The 16,838-nt window shown below is 64.0% G+C and carries 20 protein-coding genes and 1 riboswitch; of the genes, 4 read left to right on the top strand and 16 right to left on the bottom strand.

The window, feature by feature from the left end; all coding sequences use genetic code 11:
• Positions 1–151 precede the first annotated feature (151 nt).
• From ABLE43_RS20740 to ABLE43_RS20730, 3 genes are read right to left on the bottom strand one after another with little or no spacing between them, the layout of a single operon-like run.
• Positions 152–3,388, bottom strand: a complete 3,237-nt coding sequence (locus ABLE43_RS20740) for an efflux RND transporter permease subunit (protein WP_018251231.1) — start codon at positions 3,386–3,388, stop codon at positions 152–154.
• Complete coding sequence (locus ABLE43_RS20735; RefSeq protein WP_018251232.1) at positions 3,385–4,533, bottom strand: efflux RND transporter periplasmic adaptor subunit; 1,149 nt, start codon at positions 4,531–4,533, stop codon at positions 3,385–3,387. Before ABLE43_RS20735 ends, ABLE43_RS20740 begins: the two co-directional genes overlap by 4 nt.
• Positions 4,530–5,789 (bottom strand): TolC family protein, encoded by a 1,260-nt coding sequence (locus ABLE43_RS20730; protein ID WP_007406848.1) that lies wholly within the window; start codon positions 5,787–5,789, stop codon positions 4,530–4,532. The genes ABLE43_RS20735 and ABLE43_RS20730 overlap by 4 nt, the downstream gene beginning before the upstream one ends.
• Before the next feature lie 195 nt (positions 5,790–5,984).
• On the opposite strand from ABLE43_RS20730, the gene ABLE43_RS20725 reads away from it, so the two are divergent.
• Positions 5,985–6,197 (top strand): hypothetical protein, encoded by a 213-nt coding sequence (locus ABLE43_RS20725; protein ID WP_043058994.1) that lies wholly within the window; start codon positions 5,985–5,987, stop codon positions 6,195–6,197.
• Between the two features lie 152 nt (positions 6,198–6,349).
• Here ABLE43_RS20725 and ABLE43_RS20720 read toward each other — a convergent pair whose 3' ends face one another.
• Together ABLE43_RS20720 and ABLE43_RS20715 are read right to left on the bottom strand one after the other, a co-directional pair.
• Positions 6,350–6,541: a DUF1289 domain-containing protein gene (locus ABLE43_RS20720; protein ID WP_037569978.1), complete on the bottom strand. Its 192-nt coding sequence runs from the start codon at positions 6,539–6,541 to the stop codon at positions 6,350–6,352.
• Positions 6,541–7,665 (bottom strand): nickel/cobalt efflux transporter, encoded by a 1,125-nt coding sequence (locus ABLE43_RS20715; RefSeq protein WP_007406849.1) that lies wholly within the window; start codon positions 7,663–7,665, stop codon positions 6,541–6,543. Before ABLE43_RS20715 ends, ABLE43_RS20720 begins: the two co-directional genes overlap by 1 nt.
• Before the next feature lie 137 nt (positions 7,666–7,802).
• Here ABLE43_RS20715 and ABLE43_RS20710 point away from each other — a divergent pair, with 137 nt between their 5' ends.
• Together ABLE43_RS20710 and ABLE43_RS20705 are read left to right on the top strand one after the other, a co-directional pair.
• Positions 7,803–8,072: a metal-sensing transcriptional repressor gene (locus ABLE43_RS20710; RefSeq protein WP_007406864.1), complete on the top strand. Its 270-nt coding sequence runs from the start codon at positions 7,803–7,805 to the stop codon at positions 8,070–8,072.
• A gap of 68 nt (positions 8,073–8,140) precedes the next feature.
• A riboswitch (yybP-ykoY riboswitch) is annotated at positions 8,141–8,311 on the top strand.
• Positions 8,312–8,315: 4 nt separating this feature from the next.
• On the top strand, positions 8,316–8,879 hold the full coding sequence (locus ABLE43_RS20705; protein ID WP_018251237.1) for a manganese efflux pump MntP: 564 nt from the start codon (positions 8,316–8,318) through the stop codon (positions 8,877–8,879).
• Positions 8,880–8,936: 57 nt separating this feature from the next.
• On the opposite strand, the gene ABLE43_RS20700 is transcribed toward ABLE43_RS20705, so the two are convergent.
• The 9 genes from ABLE43_RS20700 to ABLE43_RS20660 all read right to left on the bottom strand — a co-directional run bounded on the left by ABLE43_RS20700 (position 8,937) and on the right by ABLE43_RS20660 (position 14,935).
• Entirely contained in the window at positions 8,937–9,134 is a 198-nt protein-coding gene (locus ABLE43_RS20700) for a hypothetical protein (RefSeq protein WP_018251238.1), read from the bottom strand.
• Positions 9,131–9,448 (bottom strand): DUF7673 family protein, encoded by a 318-nt coding sequence (locus ABLE43_RS20695; protein WP_018251239.1) that lies wholly within the window; start codon positions 9,446–9,448, stop codon positions 9,131–9,133. The genes ABLE43_RS20700 and ABLE43_RS20695 overlap by 4 nt, the downstream gene beginning before the upstream one ends.
• A gap of 20 nt (positions 9,449–9,468) precedes the next feature.
• Positions 9,469–10,122, bottom strand: a complete 654-nt coding sequence (locus ABLE43_RS20690; protein WP_018251240.1) for a hypothetical protein — start codon at positions 10,120–10,122, stop codon at positions 9,469–9,471.
• The gene (locus ABLE43_RS20685; RefSeq protein ID WP_042469543.1) at positions 10,119–11,054 is read right to left on the bottom strand and encodes an ArdC family protein; all 936 of its coding nucleotides are present in this window, start codon (positions 11,052–11,054) and stop codon (positions 10,119–10,121) included. The genes ABLE43_RS20690 and ABLE43_RS20685 overlap by 4 nt, the downstream gene beginning before the upstream one ends.
• A 439-nt stretch (positions 11,055–11,493) precedes the next feature.
• On the bottom strand, positions 11,494–12,117 hold the full coding sequence (locus ABLE43_RS20680; RefSeq protein ID WP_056432825.1) for a hypothetical protein: 624 nt from the start codon (positions 12,115–12,117) through the stop codon (positions 11,494–11,496).
• Positions 12,118–12,324: 207 nt separating this feature from the next.
• Positions 12,325–13,158, bottom strand: coding sequence for a DUF3800 domain-containing protein (locus ABLE43_RS20675; protein ID WP_018251243.1), 834 nt, complete (start codon positions 13,156–13,158; stop codon positions 12,325–12,327).
• Between the two features lie 122 nt (positions 13,159–13,280).
• A complete protein-coding gene (locus ABLE43_RS20670; protein WP_018251244.1) occupies positions 13,281–13,559 on the bottom strand; it encodes a hypothetical protein in 279 nt (92 codons plus the stop codon).
• Position 13,560: 1 nt separating this feature from the next.
• Complete coding sequence (locus ABLE43_RS20665; protein WP_018251245.1) at positions 13,561–14,550, bottom strand: caspase family protein; 990 nt, start codon at positions 14,548–14,550, stop codon at positions 13,561–13,563.
• A 13-nt stretch (positions 14,551–14,563) separates the two neighbouring features.
• Positions 14,564–14,935: a TIR domain-containing protein gene (locus ABLE43_RS20660; protein WP_018251246.1), complete on the bottom strand. Its 372-nt coding sequence runs from the start codon at positions 14,933–14,935 to the stop codon at positions 14,564–14,566.
• Here ABLE43_RS20660 and ABLE43_RS20655 point away from each other — a divergent pair.
• Positions 14,910–15,587 (top strand): hypothetical protein, encoded by a 678-nt coding sequence (locus ABLE43_RS20655; protein ID WP_125972932.1) that lies wholly within the window; start codon positions 14,910–14,912, stop codon positions 15,585–15,587. The two genes, ABLE43_RS20660 and ABLE43_RS20655, sit on opposite strands and share 26 nt — an antisense overlap.
• A gap of 19 nt (positions 15,588–15,606) precedes the next feature.
• On the opposite strand, the gene ABLE43_RS20650 is transcribed toward ABLE43_RS20655, so the two are convergent.
• Together ABLE43_RS20650 and ABLE43_RS20645 are read right to left on the bottom strand one after the other, a co-directional pair.
• Positions 15,607–16,209: a hypothetical protein gene (locus ABLE43_RS20650; protein WP_018251247.1), complete on the bottom strand. Its 603-nt coding sequence runs from the start codon at positions 16,207–16,209 to the stop codon at positions 15,607–15,609.
• Positions 16,206–16,538, bottom strand: coding sequence for a hypothetical protein (locus ABLE43_RS20645; RefSeq protein ID WP_348980012.1), 333 nt, complete (start codon positions 16,536–16,538; stop codon positions 16,206–16,208). Before ABLE43_RS20645 ends, ABLE43_RS20650 begins: the two co-directional genes overlap by 4 nt.
• Between the last annotated feature and the right edge of the window lie 300 nt (positions 16,539–16,838).

Here is a 16,838-nt window from a genome sequence, read left to right as displayed (position 1 = left end):
CCCCGCTGCAATCCAAAATGTCTTACGCATGTCTACTCTCCTACCATCGGACGATAGGATCGAACGACGGCGTATTTGATATTAGGGCTTCTACTTGAACCGACACTGAACTTGATGCCGGTCAACGATACCAGAACGTGCGCATGTAGACTCAAATCTGGGCCTTTGTGGTGCCGACAGTCGAACCTTGTGCCTTTGAGCCTCTCAATCGCATGGACAACGCTGTGATGGCTGGCAGGACAAGAAGGGTCAGGATTGTCGATGTTATAAGCCCCCCGATGACGACCGTTGCGAGTGGGCGTTGCACTTCTGCTCCTGTGCCGGTCGCAAGCGCCATCGGCACGAAGCCAAGAGACGCGACCAGCGCGGTCATCAGCACCGGACGGACGCGCTCCATTGCGCCGCCCACGATCGCATCGTCGTCGGCCGCACCGTCTTCGCGATACTTTCCGATCGCACTCATCATCACGAGGCCGTTGAGGACGGCAACGCCCGATAGGGCTATGAACCCGACCGCTGCGGTGATCGAGAAGGGGATACCGCGCAGCAGCAGCGCAAACACGCCCCCTGCGAGCGCCATCGGCACCGCCGAGAACACGATCGCCGCCGACACGAAGCTGCCGAGCGCCATGTAGAGCAGGGCATAGATCGCGATAAAGCAGATCGGCACGACGATCAGCAGGCGCAACCGAGCCGATTGCAGGCTCTCGAAGGTGCCGCCCCACTCAGTATACATGCCGGCGGGAAGCTGCATCTGGCCGATCCTCGCCTGTGCTTCGTCGACGAACCCGCCAAGATCGCGCCCGCGGACGTTGATCTGCACGACCACCATCCGCTTGCCATTCTCGCGACTAACCTGGTTCAACCCCTGCGTGTAGTTGAACCGGGCGACCTGGCTGAGCGGGATCGAGCGCGCCACCTGACCCTCGGCAGTGGGCAGCATCACCGGGATCGACCCCAGTGTCTCAAGGTCATCCCGTTGCGCATCGGGGAGGCGGACCACGACGTCGAACCGCCGGTCTCCCTCGAACAACAACCCGGCCTCGCGCCCGCCAAGCGCAGCCGAGACCGTGTTCGCCACCTCCTCAACCGACAGGCCATAACGGCCCGCCGCTTGCCGATCGATCTGCACGTCGAAGGTCGGCGCGCCGGACGTCTGTTCGGCACTCACGTCACCAGCGCCCGGGATGGTGCGCATGACGGAAGCGATGCGCCGCGCCTGTTCGCTCATCGCGTCGAGGTCATCGCCGTAGAGTTTGATCGCGACGTCGGCGCGAACGCCGGCGATCAGCTCGTTGAAGCGCATCTGGATCGGTTGCTGAATCTCTGTTCGGTTGCCGATCAGCGGTTTCATCCGCTCCTCGATGCGGCGAAGGATGTCCTCCTTGCTCTTAACCTCCGCCGGCCACTCGTCCTCTGGCTTTGGAATCACATAGGTATCCGACGCATTGGGCGGCATCGGATCGGTGCCGAGATCGGCGTTGCCGTTCTTAGAGAAGACCAGCGCCACCTCCGGCAGCGTCTTCAATGCATTCTCGATCTGAAGCTGCATCTGTGTCGACTGATCGATCGACGCCGATGGCACGCGGAAGTTGGTGACGGTTATGTCCTTCTCGTCGAGCTGCGGCATGAACTCCTCGCCGAGCAAGCCAAAGCTCAGCACTGCCGCGACGAACACGCCGACACCGCCCAGAATGAAGGGCATCGGCCGAGCTACGCCCCTGCCCAGCACGGGGGCGTAGCGTTCCTTGAACCAGCGGATCGGCTTCACTTCCGTCTCGCTGACCCGGCCCTTGACGACGATCGCGATCATCGCGGGAACGAAGGTCAGCGACAGGACGAAAGCGGAGGCGAGCGCCACCATCAACGTGATCGCCATCGGCGCGAACGTCTTGCCCTCAACGCCCTGGAAGGTGAGCAGCGGCACGAAGACGAGGAAGATGATGAGCTGACCATAAACGGTCGGCCGCACCATCTCCTTGGCCGCGAGTGTCGTTTCCTCCATCCGCTCGTCGCGGGTGAGAAGCCGGCCTTCATGCTCCTGGCGCTCGGCGAGGCGGCGAAGCGCATTCTCGACGATGATGACGGCGCCGTCGACGATCAGCCCGAAGTCGAGCGCTCCAAGGCTCATCAGGTTGCCCGATACGCCCAGCCCGTTCATGCCGGCGGCCGTCATCAGCATAGTGATCGGGATGACCGCAGCGGTGATGAGCGCGGCGCGGATGTTGCCGAGCAGCAGGAACAGCACGACGATGACGAGCAGCGCGCCTTCTGTGAGGTTCTTTTCGACCGTCGCGATCGTCGCGTTGACCAGCTTGGACCGGTTGTAGACCGGCTCGGCGAACACGTCGGGCGGCAGCGCCTTGTTGATCTGCGTCAGCTTCTCGGCGGCATCGGTCGCGACGATGCGGCTGTTGTCGCCCACCAGCATCAGCACGGTCGAGATGACCGCTTCCGATCCCATGCGACTGCCGGATCCGGTGCGGACCGCACCGCCGATCACGACCTGGCCCACGTCCTTGACGCGGATGGGAACGCCGTTCCGGGTTGCCACGACGGCTTCCTGAATGTCATCGATCGATTTGAGGCGAGCATCGGCGCGGACAAGGAAGCTCTCGCCGGCACGGCGGACGTAATTGGAGCCGGCAGAGAGATTGGCCCGCTCCATCGCGTCCGCCAACTCCGTCACCGACAGCCCATAGCTAACGAGCGCGTTCAGGTTTGGCTCGATCAGATATTGCTTCACATAGCCGCCGTTGGAATCAACCCCGGCGACGCCGCGCACGGCGCGCATCTGTGGGCGGATGATCCAATCCTGCACCGTGCGGAGATATGCCGCCTTCGCCAGCTCGGTGGTCAGGCGTTCGCCCTCGGGCGTGAGATAGCTGCCGTCCGACTGCCAGCCCGGCTTCCCATCGACCGTCTTCAAGCCCTTGCCGTCGGGGTGACGGAAGGCGACCGAATAGAAGAAAATCTCGCCGAGCCCGGTGCTGAGCGGTGCTAGGATCGGCTGCGCGTTGGAAGGCAGGCTGTCGCGCGATTGTGCGAGCCGTTCCGTCACCTGCTGGCGCGCGAAGTAAATGTCGGTGCGGTCGGTGAAGACCGCCGTTACCTGGCTGAAGCCGTTGCGCGAGATGGAGCGGGTCATCTCAAGCCCTGGGATTCCGGCCAGCGCCGTTTCCACCGGGAACGTCACCTGCTTTTCGATGTCGACCGGCCCAAGCGTCGGGGCGAATGTGCTGATCTGGACCTGTCGGTTGGTGACGTCGGGCACAGCGTCAATCGGCAGCTTGGTGATCTGCCATAAACCAAAGCCAATGACGACGAGGGTCAGGACGGCGACAAGCCATCGCATCCGGACCGAAAGGGAGAGGATGCGGCCGATCATTCCGCCGACTCCTTCTCGATCTCCGCTTTGAGGAGAAAAGCGTTGGTGGTGGCGATCTGCGTGCCGGCGGCGAGGCCGCCGGTGATCGCCACCATCCCGCCTGATCGGCTGCCGACCTGAACCGGCTGTGCGCGGAAGCCTTGGCCGGTGCGGACGAACACTACGGTATCGCTGCCAAGCGTCTGCACCGCGTCTTGCGGCACCATCACGCCACTCTTGGCGGCCCCGCCGCTGGCGAGGATACGAGCCTGCACAAGCTGGCCCGGGGCGAGTGTGCTGCCGCCAGAGGTCGGCGTGATGACGACGGTCGCGGTCCGCGATTGCGGATCGACGACGCCGGTCGACGAACGTACGCGGCCCTCGATCTTGCGGCCATCGGTGGTGGTCAACTCCACCCTGTCACCTTCTCGGACCCGGCCTGCATCGGCGGGGGGAACGCTAGCCGTGATCTGAAGCCGGCGCGGGTCGGCGACGCGGAACAGCTCGGTTTCAGCCGCGACGAACTGGCCGAGATTGGCACCAGCATTGGTGACGCGCCCCGAGACGGGGCTGACGACCGCAACCGATCGGCCGTCACCTGATACGCGGGCAGCGCCTGCGGCGGCGCTAGCGCGCCGGGCATCGGCCTGGGCGACCGCCAGATTGGCTTGTGCGGCTTCATAGTCAGCGCGGGGGGTGACGCCCTGGGCAAGCAAACCGCGTTCGCGTTCGAGCTGGCGAGCGGCGAGAGTGACGCGCGCGGACGCGGCCGAGCGATCGGCTGCGATCTGCGAAGCATCGCGGCTCTCGACCAGAGCGAGCGTCTGGCCGGCTCGCACAAGATCGCCGATGCGGACCATGATACGGCTGACCGTGCCCGGTGCGCGCGCGGTCAGCACCGCCTCGGCGTCGGGCGTCGCCTCGACCGTAGCGGAGGCAAGGATCGCGGCGTCCAGCTCGCCGGAGGCCGCCGGGGCTACAGTGATCTGCGATGCCGAAAGTGCCTGCTGCGTCATCGCGACCGTGTTCGACGGCTTGGCTGGCGCTGCGGCCTCCGTAGGGGCAGGGGCGGGCGATTGGGTGAGGCGCGCAGCGCCGAATCCAAGCGCGGCGGCAGCGACCAGGCCAATGGCGGCGCCGGTGTAGAGGCGAGTTTTATCGGTCATTGCACCGCTTCTCCGGTGATGGTGAGGCCCTGCAGACGGGCGAGATTGGCGCGGGCGTCGAGGCGCGCTGCGGCGGCATCGAGGATGAGGCCGCGGGCGACTCCGAGATTTTGACGTGCGGCGAGCAGTTCGATCAGCGGGCTTTTACCTGCCTCGTAAGCGATGCGGGCGAGGCGGTAGCCTTCTTCGGCGGTTGTCAAAGTCCGCTGCGCGGCAGCGGCACGAGCGTCGGCTGCCTCGACCAGCGCTAGACCGGCGCGTGTCCCGGCCTCGGCTTCGAGCCGGGCCGCGGCGGCGCGCGCTTCTGCTCCTTGCAGCTCAGCGCGTGCCGCCGCGATGTTGCCCTGGTTGCGATCGAAGAAGGGGAGCGGGACCGATATGCCGGCGACTAGGGCAGGGCCGCTCGCGACGCGGAGTTGACGCACTCCAAGCTGCGCAGTGACGTTCGGAATGGCGAGGCGCTGTTGCACCGTCACCGCCCGCGCAGCGGCGTCTTGTTCGGCTTCCGCGACCCGCACCGTCGTCGCCTGCATCGCGTCAATGGGACCGAAAGCCGGCTTGGCATCGAGCCGATCGAGGAGTGACTCCGAAAGACCGGTGAAGGGGGTGGTCATACCGGCGAGCGCCGAAAGACGTGCCAGCGCGACCGTCTTGAAAGCGCGCGCGTTTTCGAGGTCGGCCTGAAGCGTGTTCAGTTCGGTTTCGGCCTGCACTTGCCGGAGACGGGCTTCCTTGCCGGCGCCGACCAAAGCGCGGGCAACCCTCAAGACATCGGTCGCCTGTTTAACCTCTTCTTCGGCGATGGTGATGCGACGATCGGCGATTTCGGCACCAGCATAAGCGCGCGCCAGCTCAGTCGCAAAGACGAGACGGCCGTCACGATCGCGCGCCTTTGCCGCAACGATCCCGGCTTCACCGGCGGCGATCCGAGCGGATCGCTTGCCGCCCAGTTCGACAGGCTGATCGACCTGGAAAGTCGTCTGTTGTTGATTGCGCGCATTGCGATCGTGGTCGCCCACGAAATTCTCTGCATAGACATTGATCGAGGGGTTCGGTCGGGCGCGCGCTTGTAATGCCAAGCCGCGTGCTCGGGCGACGTCTGCTTCTAGCGCCAGGACGCGCGGCACATCACGCGTCTGATTTAGAAGCTGTGCAAAGGGGGGTGCGGTCTGCGACCACGCCGCACCTACGGGCGATAGCGCCGCAAAGGCGCCGGTCAGCGCAACGGTGCGCGACCGGCGAAAACTGCCGTTCATAGTGCATGATCCTCTAGGGTAGTCAGTCGACGCGCGCGGCGTCGGCGAGACTCAACCGCGAGGCGGACGCAGAAGCTTAGATGGGTCGATCCCGCTGGGGAGCGATGGAGTTAATATCGACCACACGCGAGCGGCGACGATGGCCGCAACCGGCGCAGCCCTCGCGCCATCGAAAGCAACCCAGTGGCCTGCGGCGTGGGCAAGAAGGTGAGCTGGCCCGTCGCCGTCGGCCTGCTTTGCCGGAGCCTGATCGTCATGATCGATCATAACCGCATGGTCGTGATCGTCATCAGAATGGGTATCGACCATGGCGACTTGAACCGGGCCGTGATCGTGAACCATGGCGCTATGCCATCCCGATACTGCGACAAGCCCGAGGACAGCGGCCAGCGCCAACACGACTCCTAGGATCGCAACAGAGGAACGCTGCACCGCCATCATTTGCAGCGTAAGCCGACGCAAAAAACGGGGCAAGGAAATCACTTGCCGGTCAATTCGAGCGTTCACGCTATTTCAGCCTGCTCGACATTATACCAGCGCCTTGGCGGCGAGACACGACATCAGGACGTGCCCCCCTTTGCGGAACGGTCGGTCAGCTTTGCCAAGCGGTGTGGCAGGTCGCTCATGACGCGGCGTGCATCACCAGGTCGCAGGTTACGCCAACGCCGGACCTCGTCGCGCGTGCGGCCACACCCCCGGCACCATCCGGTGCGGGCATCGAAACCACATAGATCGACGCAAGGCGATCGCATCAGATCGCGCCGATCCGACTGAGGCCTTGCAAGCCGGAATAGGCCATGTAGCCCGCGATCACGAGCATCAGGCCCGCCGACGCATAAGGCGCCTTGCGCGCGAAGTCGCCGAACCCTGACCAGCGCTTGCGGATGTGCGTGACGCTGAGCGATGCGATGACGCCGGCGCTGACCATCGTCACGGCAAGGCCGACGCTGAACGCGCTCACCAGCACGACACCGAGCGCGAGACGCTTGAGCTGGAGGCAGAGCAGGAGGACGGTGACGGCTGCGGGGCAGGGGATCAGCCCGCCCGTCAGGCCGAACAGCGCGATCTGGCCGGTCGTTACCTGACGATCGGCGAACCGGCGGCTGATATCGGCGGCGTGGGCGCGCTCATGCGCGTTCATGTAGGCATCGTCGCCCGTGACCTTCAGTCCATCATGCCCGTGGCCGTGATCGTGCCCGTGTTCGGCGAATGTGAGGTCGTAGTCATGGCTGTGGCCGCCGTGGCCCAGCGAGACGCGCGCGTTGAAGGCGTGCGGTTCCGGGATCTCCTCGACGCTTTCGATGTAATCGCCCCGATCGACGAAGCGGAATGTCTGCGAACGGCCTTCGCCGCGATCCGTTGTGAGGATAACATCCGCCGCTTTCCAGCCACCCTTGGCAAAGCTCGCCCGCCAGCGCGGCGGCACGCCATCCTCGAAAATCTCCAGACGCATCATGCCGTGGCCGGTGTCGATCGTGCGGATCTCGTCCTCGCCGTGATGGTGGTGGTGATCGTGCGCGGCTTCGGCCTTCTGATCGGCACGCGTGCGCCAAATCATCCATAGACCGATGCCAAGAACGATGACGGCCGAGCCGAGCAGGAGGTAAGGCTCGGTCGTTTCGGTGTTGATGCCGCGCCCGAGATATTGCCCGCCAAGCGCGATGCCCCACACGATCGCGGTGTGCGAAAGCGCCGCGCACAGGCCGAGCAGGACGGCTTGGCCAACAGTGCCACGCACTGCGATAATAAACGCAGCCATCATGGTCTTGGAATGGCCGGGCTCCAGCCCGTGCAGCGCACCGAGCAGCAGCGCGGTCGGGATGAACAGCCAGAGATTGGAGCTGCCCTGTTGAACGAGTTCGGCGAAAGAGGTCATGGTGCGTCCCGGCAAGCCCGGCGGTCGCGACCGATCGGACGTGAAGTTCGGGCAGGTCCATATCCCCCCATGGGGATAGAGTCTATCCCCCCGGGGGGTTGCTCGACAAAGTTCGTCCGTTTGTCTTATAGGGTGACATGGCCCATTACGATCATTCCAATCATCCCGCGATCATCAAGCGGCTCAACCGTGCGACCGGGCACCTGAAAAGCATCGTCGGGATGATCGAAGAGCAACGGCCGTGCGTCGATATCGCGCAGCAGCTTCAGGCGGTGGAGAACGCGATCGCCAGCGCCAAGCGCGCGCTCATCAACGATCATATCGATCACTGCTTGGTTCACGCCGAAGAGGGCGAGGGGACAAAGGTGGCGGTGGAGCAGTTCCGGGCGATATCCAAATACTGGTGATCGCCTAATCGGACAGGGTTGATCGGATTCGGCTTGTACATATGCCCCCCAGGGGATACGGGCGTCTCACTCTTGGGGAGTAGCTACCCGCTGTTGCGGGGCCATCGTCAACATCCTTGAACCTTCCGGTTCGTGGCGATGGCAGCAGATTTTGATCTGCCCGGCGAGACCAACGATGCGCTACCTCTCTCGTGGCCGGAGGTGGATTGCGTCGTTCGGTTGACGGCCCTTGGACGTATATCAATGACGGGTTTGCTAACGCTCGGCGCTCTTGGCGCCAGCTTGTCGGTCGACGCCTTCGCTGCGGCGGTGGGGAAGGGTGCGACCAATCAGCGCAATCGTTGGCGCGATGCCTTACGTGTCGGCGCCGTGTTCGGCTTCTTCGAGGCGATCACGCCGGCGATTGGCTGGGCGATCGGCCTGGCGCTGAGCACTTGGATCGCGGCAGTCGATCATTGGATAGCCTTCTTCCTGCTTTTCGGCGTCGGCGGGCATATGATCCATGCAGCGACGAAAAGCGACGTGGACGCGGGTCAGCGCGCTCAGACCGGCGTGTGGCGACTGGTCGTTACCGCGCTCGCCACCAGCATCGATGCAACGGCGGTGGGTGTCAGTCTCGCGGTCATGCAGGTCAATATCCTGACCGCGTGCCTCATCATTGGCGGGATCACCACGGTCGTCGCCACGATCGGCGTCATGCTCGGCAAGCACGCGGGACGGTATATCGGCCGCTATGCAGAGATGCTGGGCGGGCTGACGCTCATCCTCATCGGCGGCACGATCCTCTACCAGCACCTCACCGCCTGACCTCAAACCAGCGCGCCGCTTGCTCGCTTGGCGGGGAAGCGGCGCGCGATTTCGCAGCTAGTCCGCGATAAAGCTGCCGCGTCCTCCCCGGAACGCGCCGACGACATTGCCACGATCCCAATGGCCGGACAGGATGCCGCGCCGGGGGATGCTTCCGACCGGCTTGCGGCGCGCGGCGAGTAGCCGCGCGCGGCGTGTATCGCGATCGATGGGCAAGCCCGTCATGATGTCGATGGCGGTGCGCAGCGGGGTCATGCGGGCCGCCACTGCTCGACCAGCGCCGCCATCGCGTCGCGGTAGCCCCAAGCATCGGGATAGACGGACGGCTCGGCCGCCAGATGCGCCATGACGATGAGCATGTCTTCCGAGATGCCGGGATCGCAATTGCAGAGGTGAAGGACCGGAAAATGGCCCCATGCACTGCCGTCCCACCATGCCAACAGGAAGTCGGCCGCACGCGAGGCTTGGCCGGTATCGGACCCGGCGACGACGATCAGGCGGGCAATGGCCTCGCCAACGTCCTCGAAGCTGACAGCCCGGATTGCGGGGCGGCGTTGGGGTGGGCTCATGACTATTCGCTTCTGCTCCTTCAAGCGTGGAAGGGGACGGGGACCAACAGCGCATCATCGATCGGCTCGACGTCGCGCAGCTCCACCATCACGATCTTCTCTACCCGCTCGGCGCCGGTCGGATCGAGATAAACATAGGTGTGGCCTGCAAACACCGGGCTGCACAAGCGCCAGATCACGCCTTTCCGACCGATGCGGCGTTCCGCGCGCCCGTCATAGGATGCGAAAGCGCCCGCAATCCGGACCCGCTGCGCGATCCGCAGCCAATTGGCTGCGCCGTCGATGACGACGGCCAGTTCCTCCGGCGAAAGAGCCGGTCGGCCGATGCCGAACGTCGCTTGGGGATCGCGCGCGATCCGGGACAGCTTCTCCTCGACCGGTTCCGGTTTCCAGTCGCTGACTGGCCCGGGGGCGGCCTTGTACATATGCGTTACCGGCTTCCCGCCGAACAGGTCGGGTTGTACGCCGACAAGGCGGCGGTGGAACATCGCCTTGTGATAGTCGCGCCGCCATTGCGCTTCGGGGGTCAGCGGCTTCGCATTTGGGCCATCGCGCATGATCGCGACCAGCTCGTTAAACTCCTCCTCGCTCACCGTGGCGACGCTCGGGTCAAAGACAATGCGCGCCGCCACGCCCCGGCCCCCGTCGGGGCCGGGATCGTCGGCGGCGGTCACGCCGCCGCCTCCAGTTCGGGCGCTGTCTCGACCGCCATGCGGCTCAACAGCCAGTCGGACGCGTCCTGCGCGAGCCGTGCGGCGGTGAAGATGCACTTCTTGTCGTTGCGGAGCGCTTGAAGCCAGTTCGCCAGATAGGCGGCGTGGTCCTCGCGATCGTGGAGCTTGATGCCGATGGTGGCGCTGACGAACGCGGCCCCAAGCTCGGCGACCAGTTCCTCGCGAGCATAGTCCTCGCGCTTCGTGGAAATGAGGGAGGGGCGGGCAAGGCGGTCAACGTGCCCCGTCGCATGGCAAAGCTCGTGCGCTAGGGTCGAATAATAGTCGTCGCTGGTGTGGAAGTCGGCAAACTGCGGCATGACGACATGATCGCCGCTCGGCTGATAATAGGGCTGGGAACCGAAGTGCTTGAGGGTGACGGGCACGCGGGCAAAGAGCGTGTCCAGTTCGGCGTCGCGCTGGTCGGGATTGGTCGCGGTGATGACGGGCAAGGGGGCAGGATATTTCGCCTCGATGCCGTCGATCTGCTCGGCATTGAAGACGGTGTAGCGCTTGAGGAACGCCACCTGACGCTTGCCATCCTCGCCTCGCTCTGCGCCCTCCTGTGCCTTGCTGTCGGCGTTCACCTCGATCTTGTTGGCATAGACGACGGTTGAGCCCTTCTCGCCCTTGCGGACGCAGCCGCCGAGCGCGAGCGCCTGCTTGAAGGTCAGCCAATGCGGGGAAGCATAGCCCTTCGTCATGGCGGCAACCCAAAGGGTCAGGACGTTGATGCCGCGATAGGGAACCCCCGTCGAGCGCAGCGGGATGGTGGGTGCGGTGCTGCCGTTCCACGATTTCGACCAAGGCCGGGTGCCCGCCTCGATCATGGCGATCATCTGATCGGTGATTTCCTGATAGATGTCGGCCCGGTTGTCGGTGATCCGTCCCATGATTGTCTTCCTTTCCTCTGAGGCTGAAAGCCGGTCGCAACAGCAACCGGCTCTGCCTTTCCGGCGAGGAACGGGATGGGGAGGGAGGGCGAGAATCTACCGCTGGCGCGGGCGAGCCGCCCTAGCGTGGCCGACGCCCTGCAGGGCGTCGAGTGCCACGCTTGGCGGATTACACGGGCGGTCGATTGTCGTTCGGGAACGAAAGGGCAGCCGCCCTTGGTGTTCCCCGGCGCTGGATGGCCTCCGGGGGAGGGCAGCGGCGCGAACGGGCTTACGCCGCGCCCTAGGCGCTTCGATCAGGTGTGCCACGTGGCACACCTTTCACGCGAGGATCGTCACCCAATAGGGCCGAGACGGCGGTACGGCGGCTTGGTCGGCGCAGAGAGCGAAAGGAGCGGTGCTTGCAGGGTCGCACCCGGCTTCACGCTGATCCTAGACGTTAGCGTTCTGTAGCAACCCTGTTGAATAGAGCGCCATCTATAAGCTGGATCTCTGCCGTTTTGAGGGGCCGCACACCCTCTTTGGTGAGAACCCATGTCATGTCGTTGGATTGCCCCAGCGTGATACCTGACACCTGCTTTCCTTCGAGATGGTAAATCCACACCTCCCCTCGGGTGATGTTACCTATGCGGTCTTTCGCTCGGATCGTACCTGCAACATGGCCAGCGGCGACCACAATGAGGATGACAATGGTCCCGCACCCCACCCGAGCCATAAACAATGTCAGAGGATCAAAAAACGGCGGCCTATGCGATGCAGCCCTGGCGCGGTCGAAGAGCTTGCCGGCAATCAAAGTAAGCGCCGTCACGATCAGCAGCGGCAGGATCGCTGTAAGCCACGCGCCGGTTGTGGTGATAATGGCACCGAGGCCCTCCACCGCAACTGCAATGTTCGAACCGCCAAGATTGGTCGGATCGATGGCAAAACGGCCGAAATAGGCCTGTCTGTAGGTCCACCCGGCAAAATAGATGGCCGCTAATATGGTGGCGATCACGAAGGCGGAGTCAAACGCCTTGGTGACGAGTTCACGCGGTGAGGAAGATGTTCCAGGGCCTGCGGGCATTTGTCCTCCTTACGGGAATGGCTTTGCGAAGCGGCGTATAGATCCCACGTACACGGGTGGCTGGATCGTCGAGCTGACGAACGCGGCCCCAGCTCGGGAACCAGTTCCTTGCTGGCGTAGCTGTGCCACGTGGCACACCCCTCTTCATCGCTGGAACGATGCGTCCGACCCGGCCGAGTGATATGCCGGCGGATTGACCCGCCGGAGTCAGGCCGGCGTGTCGTCGTTGCCCGGTGCAGGCTGTGCGAGACCTGTATCGACGACGGCGGGTAGGGCTTCCACCGTTTCGACCTCGGTAGCGGCCGTTTGCAGGCGGATCGAGCTTCGCACCGATGCCGCGTCGAGCCGGTCCTGAAAGTAGGTCTGCGACCAAGCCATGTCAGCCCATTCGTCGGGGCGCGCCTGATAGGCGCCGACGCGGCCGACCAGACCACATAGCCAGTCGGCGCACTGGCATGTCTGGTAGCGTTCGCTCTCGACTTGGAAGGGCGGCTCGATGATGCGACGCCGGGGGGAGGGGCCACCATACATGGCTTGGCTCGCGCGAGTCAGGATGGCGTCGCGATCCTGATGCTCGTCCATGACGATGACCATATCGGCGTCGTTCTGATCGGCATATTGGTTGAGGCGCTTCATCGCCTCGCCCAGGACCGTGAGGTAAAGCGCCTGCGCCTTAAACTCCGCGACGGGGCGGTTCTTCTCGAGGCCAACGTAGAAGACATGCCCGCCGCTTGCGCGGATCTTGTTGAGGATGCGATTGGCCGCCGTGCGAACCTGCCGGTATTTCTCGACGTTCATGCTGGTGAAGAGGGCCGAGCCCTTCTTCTCCCATGTCGCGGGATGCTGGCCGCTTTGCCCGATCTCCCAAGCCAGCATGTTGCATTTGAGCTGGTAGAACCAGGTCGAGAATTGCCGCACGGATGAGTAGGGGAGGATCATGCCCCCGAGCCCGAAAACGGGACTGTCATTGTAGGCGGGATCGTCGCGCGCGACATACGGGCCGATGTGGCCAAACTCGTCGAGATAAGCGAAATACAGCATGCAGGTCCCCAGAATCGCGAAAGCCCACGCTAAGCGTGGGCCTCGGAATTGGGGCAGCCCGTGAGCCGCGTCCGTCAACAGATATGAGCGATGAGCCTGGTGTTGTCAAGAACGGACGCTGATTACTCCCCTGAGCGAAAGGCGTCCTCAATGATGGGCAGGTATCGCTCCACCTGCTCCTTGTCGCTCTCCTGCTCATCGGCGGGAAGATCGGCATAGTCGGTCGCAATCTGCTTTTCCCAGCGTTCGACAAGATCGGCGGGGATCAGCAACGAGCCGTCCTCCTGTTTGGTCGCCTTGCCGTGCATGTAGCGCTGCCAATGCGACCAGCGCTCATGTTCGATCGCGGCGAGGCGTTCGACCAAGGTCTTACGGGCGTCAGCGGCGAGAGGCTTTGCCATGTTAGATCAGCCCGCTTTCCACCAGACTTCGATAATGCTCGCCCAATACAGTCAGCTCGCAGGCTTTGCTGCCCATCGCTGCGTGCCACATATGCGGTGCATCGACGGGGCGCACGAGGTTGACCCTCACATACCGTTGGAGCACCGCGAATATCGCGGTTTTCTCCGGGTCCGGCGGTGGAATGGAGGGGTCGTTCTTCTGCTCCTCCGACCGCTCGGGCTCAAATGCCGGATCGAGAGGGAATTGGTAAGTGGCGGTCGGAAAATGCTTCGCCAGCGCCTGAAGATCGGTCAGCGCGATCGGGGGTGCCGCCTTGCGCAGCGACACGAAGGTTTTGACATTCGTCTTGAACACCGGGCGCTGCTTCCACGGCCCAAGCGACTGGTCGATATGAGCATAGACGCTGCCCGGCGTGACGTCGCCCAGCAGGTTGGCGGCGGCGCCGCCGAGCGCGTCGACGAACAGGCTGGTGAACACGCCGGCACCGCCCCCTTCGACCTCCATCGCATATTGCTCGGCGGTGGACGCTGTGAGGATGGTCATGCCGTCGCGGATTTCCGCAGCGGGATGGGTGGGACGTTCCCCGGCAGCGCCACTATGGCAGCTATCGAGGATGATGATCTTGTTCTTCGCCCCGGAATTGGCAGCGAGCGTCATGATGTCTGAAAGCGGCAGGCCATCGTCGCCGCTGCGGCTGTCGCTGGTGCAGAGGTAGCCGCCGGTGTCCTCGATGAAGCCATGCCCGGCGAAGTAGAACAGGGCGATGTCCGCGTCGTCGGCATAGAGTTCGCGGACAGCCGCCTTCAGCTCCTCGCGATCGACCAGATCGCCGGGACCGGTGCCGGTCAGGAGCTTAGGTGTAGCGAAGTTGACGGTGCCGTCGGCGTGGCGCTCGAGCATGGCCTTCACCGAGTGCGCGTCGTTCACGCACCCGCTGAGGTTCCCGATTTTCTCGTAATGGTCGATACCGACGATCAGGGCCTTGCGCACCGTCGCCTCCGGCTCAGAGTGAATCGATGAAGTTGGTGATGTTGGCGTCGCTCCAGGCAACGGTGCTGACGCCCGCGATCGAGGCGCGATCATCCTTATAGGCGTAGATGCCTTGGATCGGCTTGCCCTCTTCCTGGGCGCACTGGATTTCCCACTTCTGGCCCGTCGAGGCTGCCGAGTTCTTGCTGACCAGAACGATCACACCATGCGAGCGCTTGATCCGCGTGCGGACACGATCCTTCCAGTCTTTGTCGTATGGCTCCTTCACCGACATATCGATAAACTCGAATGGCTGCCGCGGATGGAGCGACTGCCCTTTGAGGAAGTCACGCTGCCGTTCATCCTCGATGGCGAACGCGATGAAGAGCACTTTCTTATCAGCCATTTCCAACATCCTCCATTATGGTTCTATTTCGATAATGAATCAGCGAACGCCCGACGACTTTAAGCATGAGCTGCAAGCTCTGGATACCGCCCATGCTCAAAACGAAGCTGCACGCGACAGCTTTGTTGCACTTGCACACACGGCGCTATTTGCCGCTTCTGTGTCATTTGTAGGAAGCGCGGTTCCGCTTGCCAAGGCGGTGTGGCCGTATGCCTTGGTTGCCGGATGGGCGATCGATGTTTTGGGGCTTCTTGCCCTGACGGTGAGCTTCGCGACGGCGCGTAAGGCGGTCGATGCGCGGCGAGCTGCCCTCTACGACGATATCCCGCCGGTAGCGGCTTGGTCCGAACGTCTCAACGGGTTCGCGCTATGGTCATTTCCCGCCGCTCTTCTATGTTTGTTCTCTTTTGTCACAGCGAACGTGGTCAGTATCAATGAGCGAGAAGCCAGCCCCTCCGCCAGCACCGCCGCCATCCCGATCGGGCGGATCGAGGGGGATAGCGCCGCCGCCACGCGCGCCGTTGCCGCCGGGGGGCGTGTCGCAGCCTCAAACGGGCGTTGTTCCGGCGCCACGGGCTCCGGTCGCCCCACCACCGCCGCCGCCGCCTCCGGCGCCTGCCAAGAAGTAGGTTGCGGCGCACCGCGCAGATAGGTGTGCCACGTGGCACACCTCATCGTCGTGTAAGGCGATCCAGTTCGGCGTGGGTTCGGGCGGTGCGCGCTGCGCCACGATTGGCCGATAGGGCGCATAGCGCGGCAAAGGCGACGAGGCCGCATCCGATCAGCGTGAAGGTGCGCGCGTCCCCGTCATCGCCCGACAGGAAGACCGCTCCCAAGCCGATGACGAGCAGGATCAGGCTGAAGCAGATCTCCGTCGCGACGCTGGCGAGCGGGGTGGGAAGGTCGCGCAAGCGGATGCCCCGCGTCTGATTATGCCAGTCGCGGACCAGCATGGGGCAGTCCGGAATGGGCTCGCATACGGCACGAACGCGGTCGCCGACGGCCAAGGCGATATAGTCGCTCGCGCACAGCTTGAGCGTGTGGCCGTTGACCTCGAACAGCATCGCGAACTCGCGGGAGGTATTCACGAAGGTATGCGTCTCCGCGCGGGTCAGGCCGGTCCGGTGGATCGTATCACCGGGATGCGAAATGGGCACGGCGGGGTCTGCGCGGTGGGTCGTGTGTTGGGTCACGCTTACGTCGGTCGTGTCGTGAAAACCGATGATATACGAGACCGGCCCTTCGATGGCGACGAACCGTTGCTGCTTCCTCATAGCCAACGTCCTTGCAAGGCTGCGTCAAACTCGACGGCCAGCGTGACGGCGCCGGCGACCAGCGCGGCGAGCGCGAACAGCGCGAACAGCGCGAGCCGCGCCCGGATGCCGGGGCGCAAGTCGTGCGTGATGGCGATGGCGGCCCCGATCGCCACCCCGAGGATCAGCGCTGGCCCCAGCTCGTAGAGGACCAGGCCGGGAAGGCGGTTGGGGAGCAGGTAGGGGAAAGCACGGATGAGGCGACCGGCCAGGACGGCGCCGACGACAAGGGACAGCGCCATGCCCCAACGGCCGATCAGGACGGCGGCGGGAGAACCGCGCTCAAGCATTGGAGCGGTTCCCCGCATGAGCAACGCCTGCCCGCGAGGGCGGCCCTTTGTGGCCTAGTCTGATCGTCACCCGCACGGGCGGAAACCCGGCGACGGGGTCCCGCGGAGCGGCGTGGCACACGCCAGCGCAGTAGAGCACGGGCCGGCGGCAGGCCTCGCTTACTGCTTGATCGTCCCTAGGGTCAGGACCCATTGATGTGGGAGGCGCGATCTGATTCAGGCTCCGTGAGGAGAGAGTGGATGAGCGACCTGTACTGGCTGACGGATGAGCAGATGGCGCGTCTGCAACCGTTCTTTCCC

This window comes from Sphingomonas silueang (assembly GCF_040049155.1).
Lineage (GTDB): Bacteria > Pseudomonadota > Alphaproteobacteria > Sphingomonadales > Sphingomonadaceae > Sphingomonas > Sphingomonas silueang.
The sequence above is the reverse complement of the archived record's forward strand: the minus strand, read 5'-3'. Positions and strand labels throughout refer to the sequence as shown.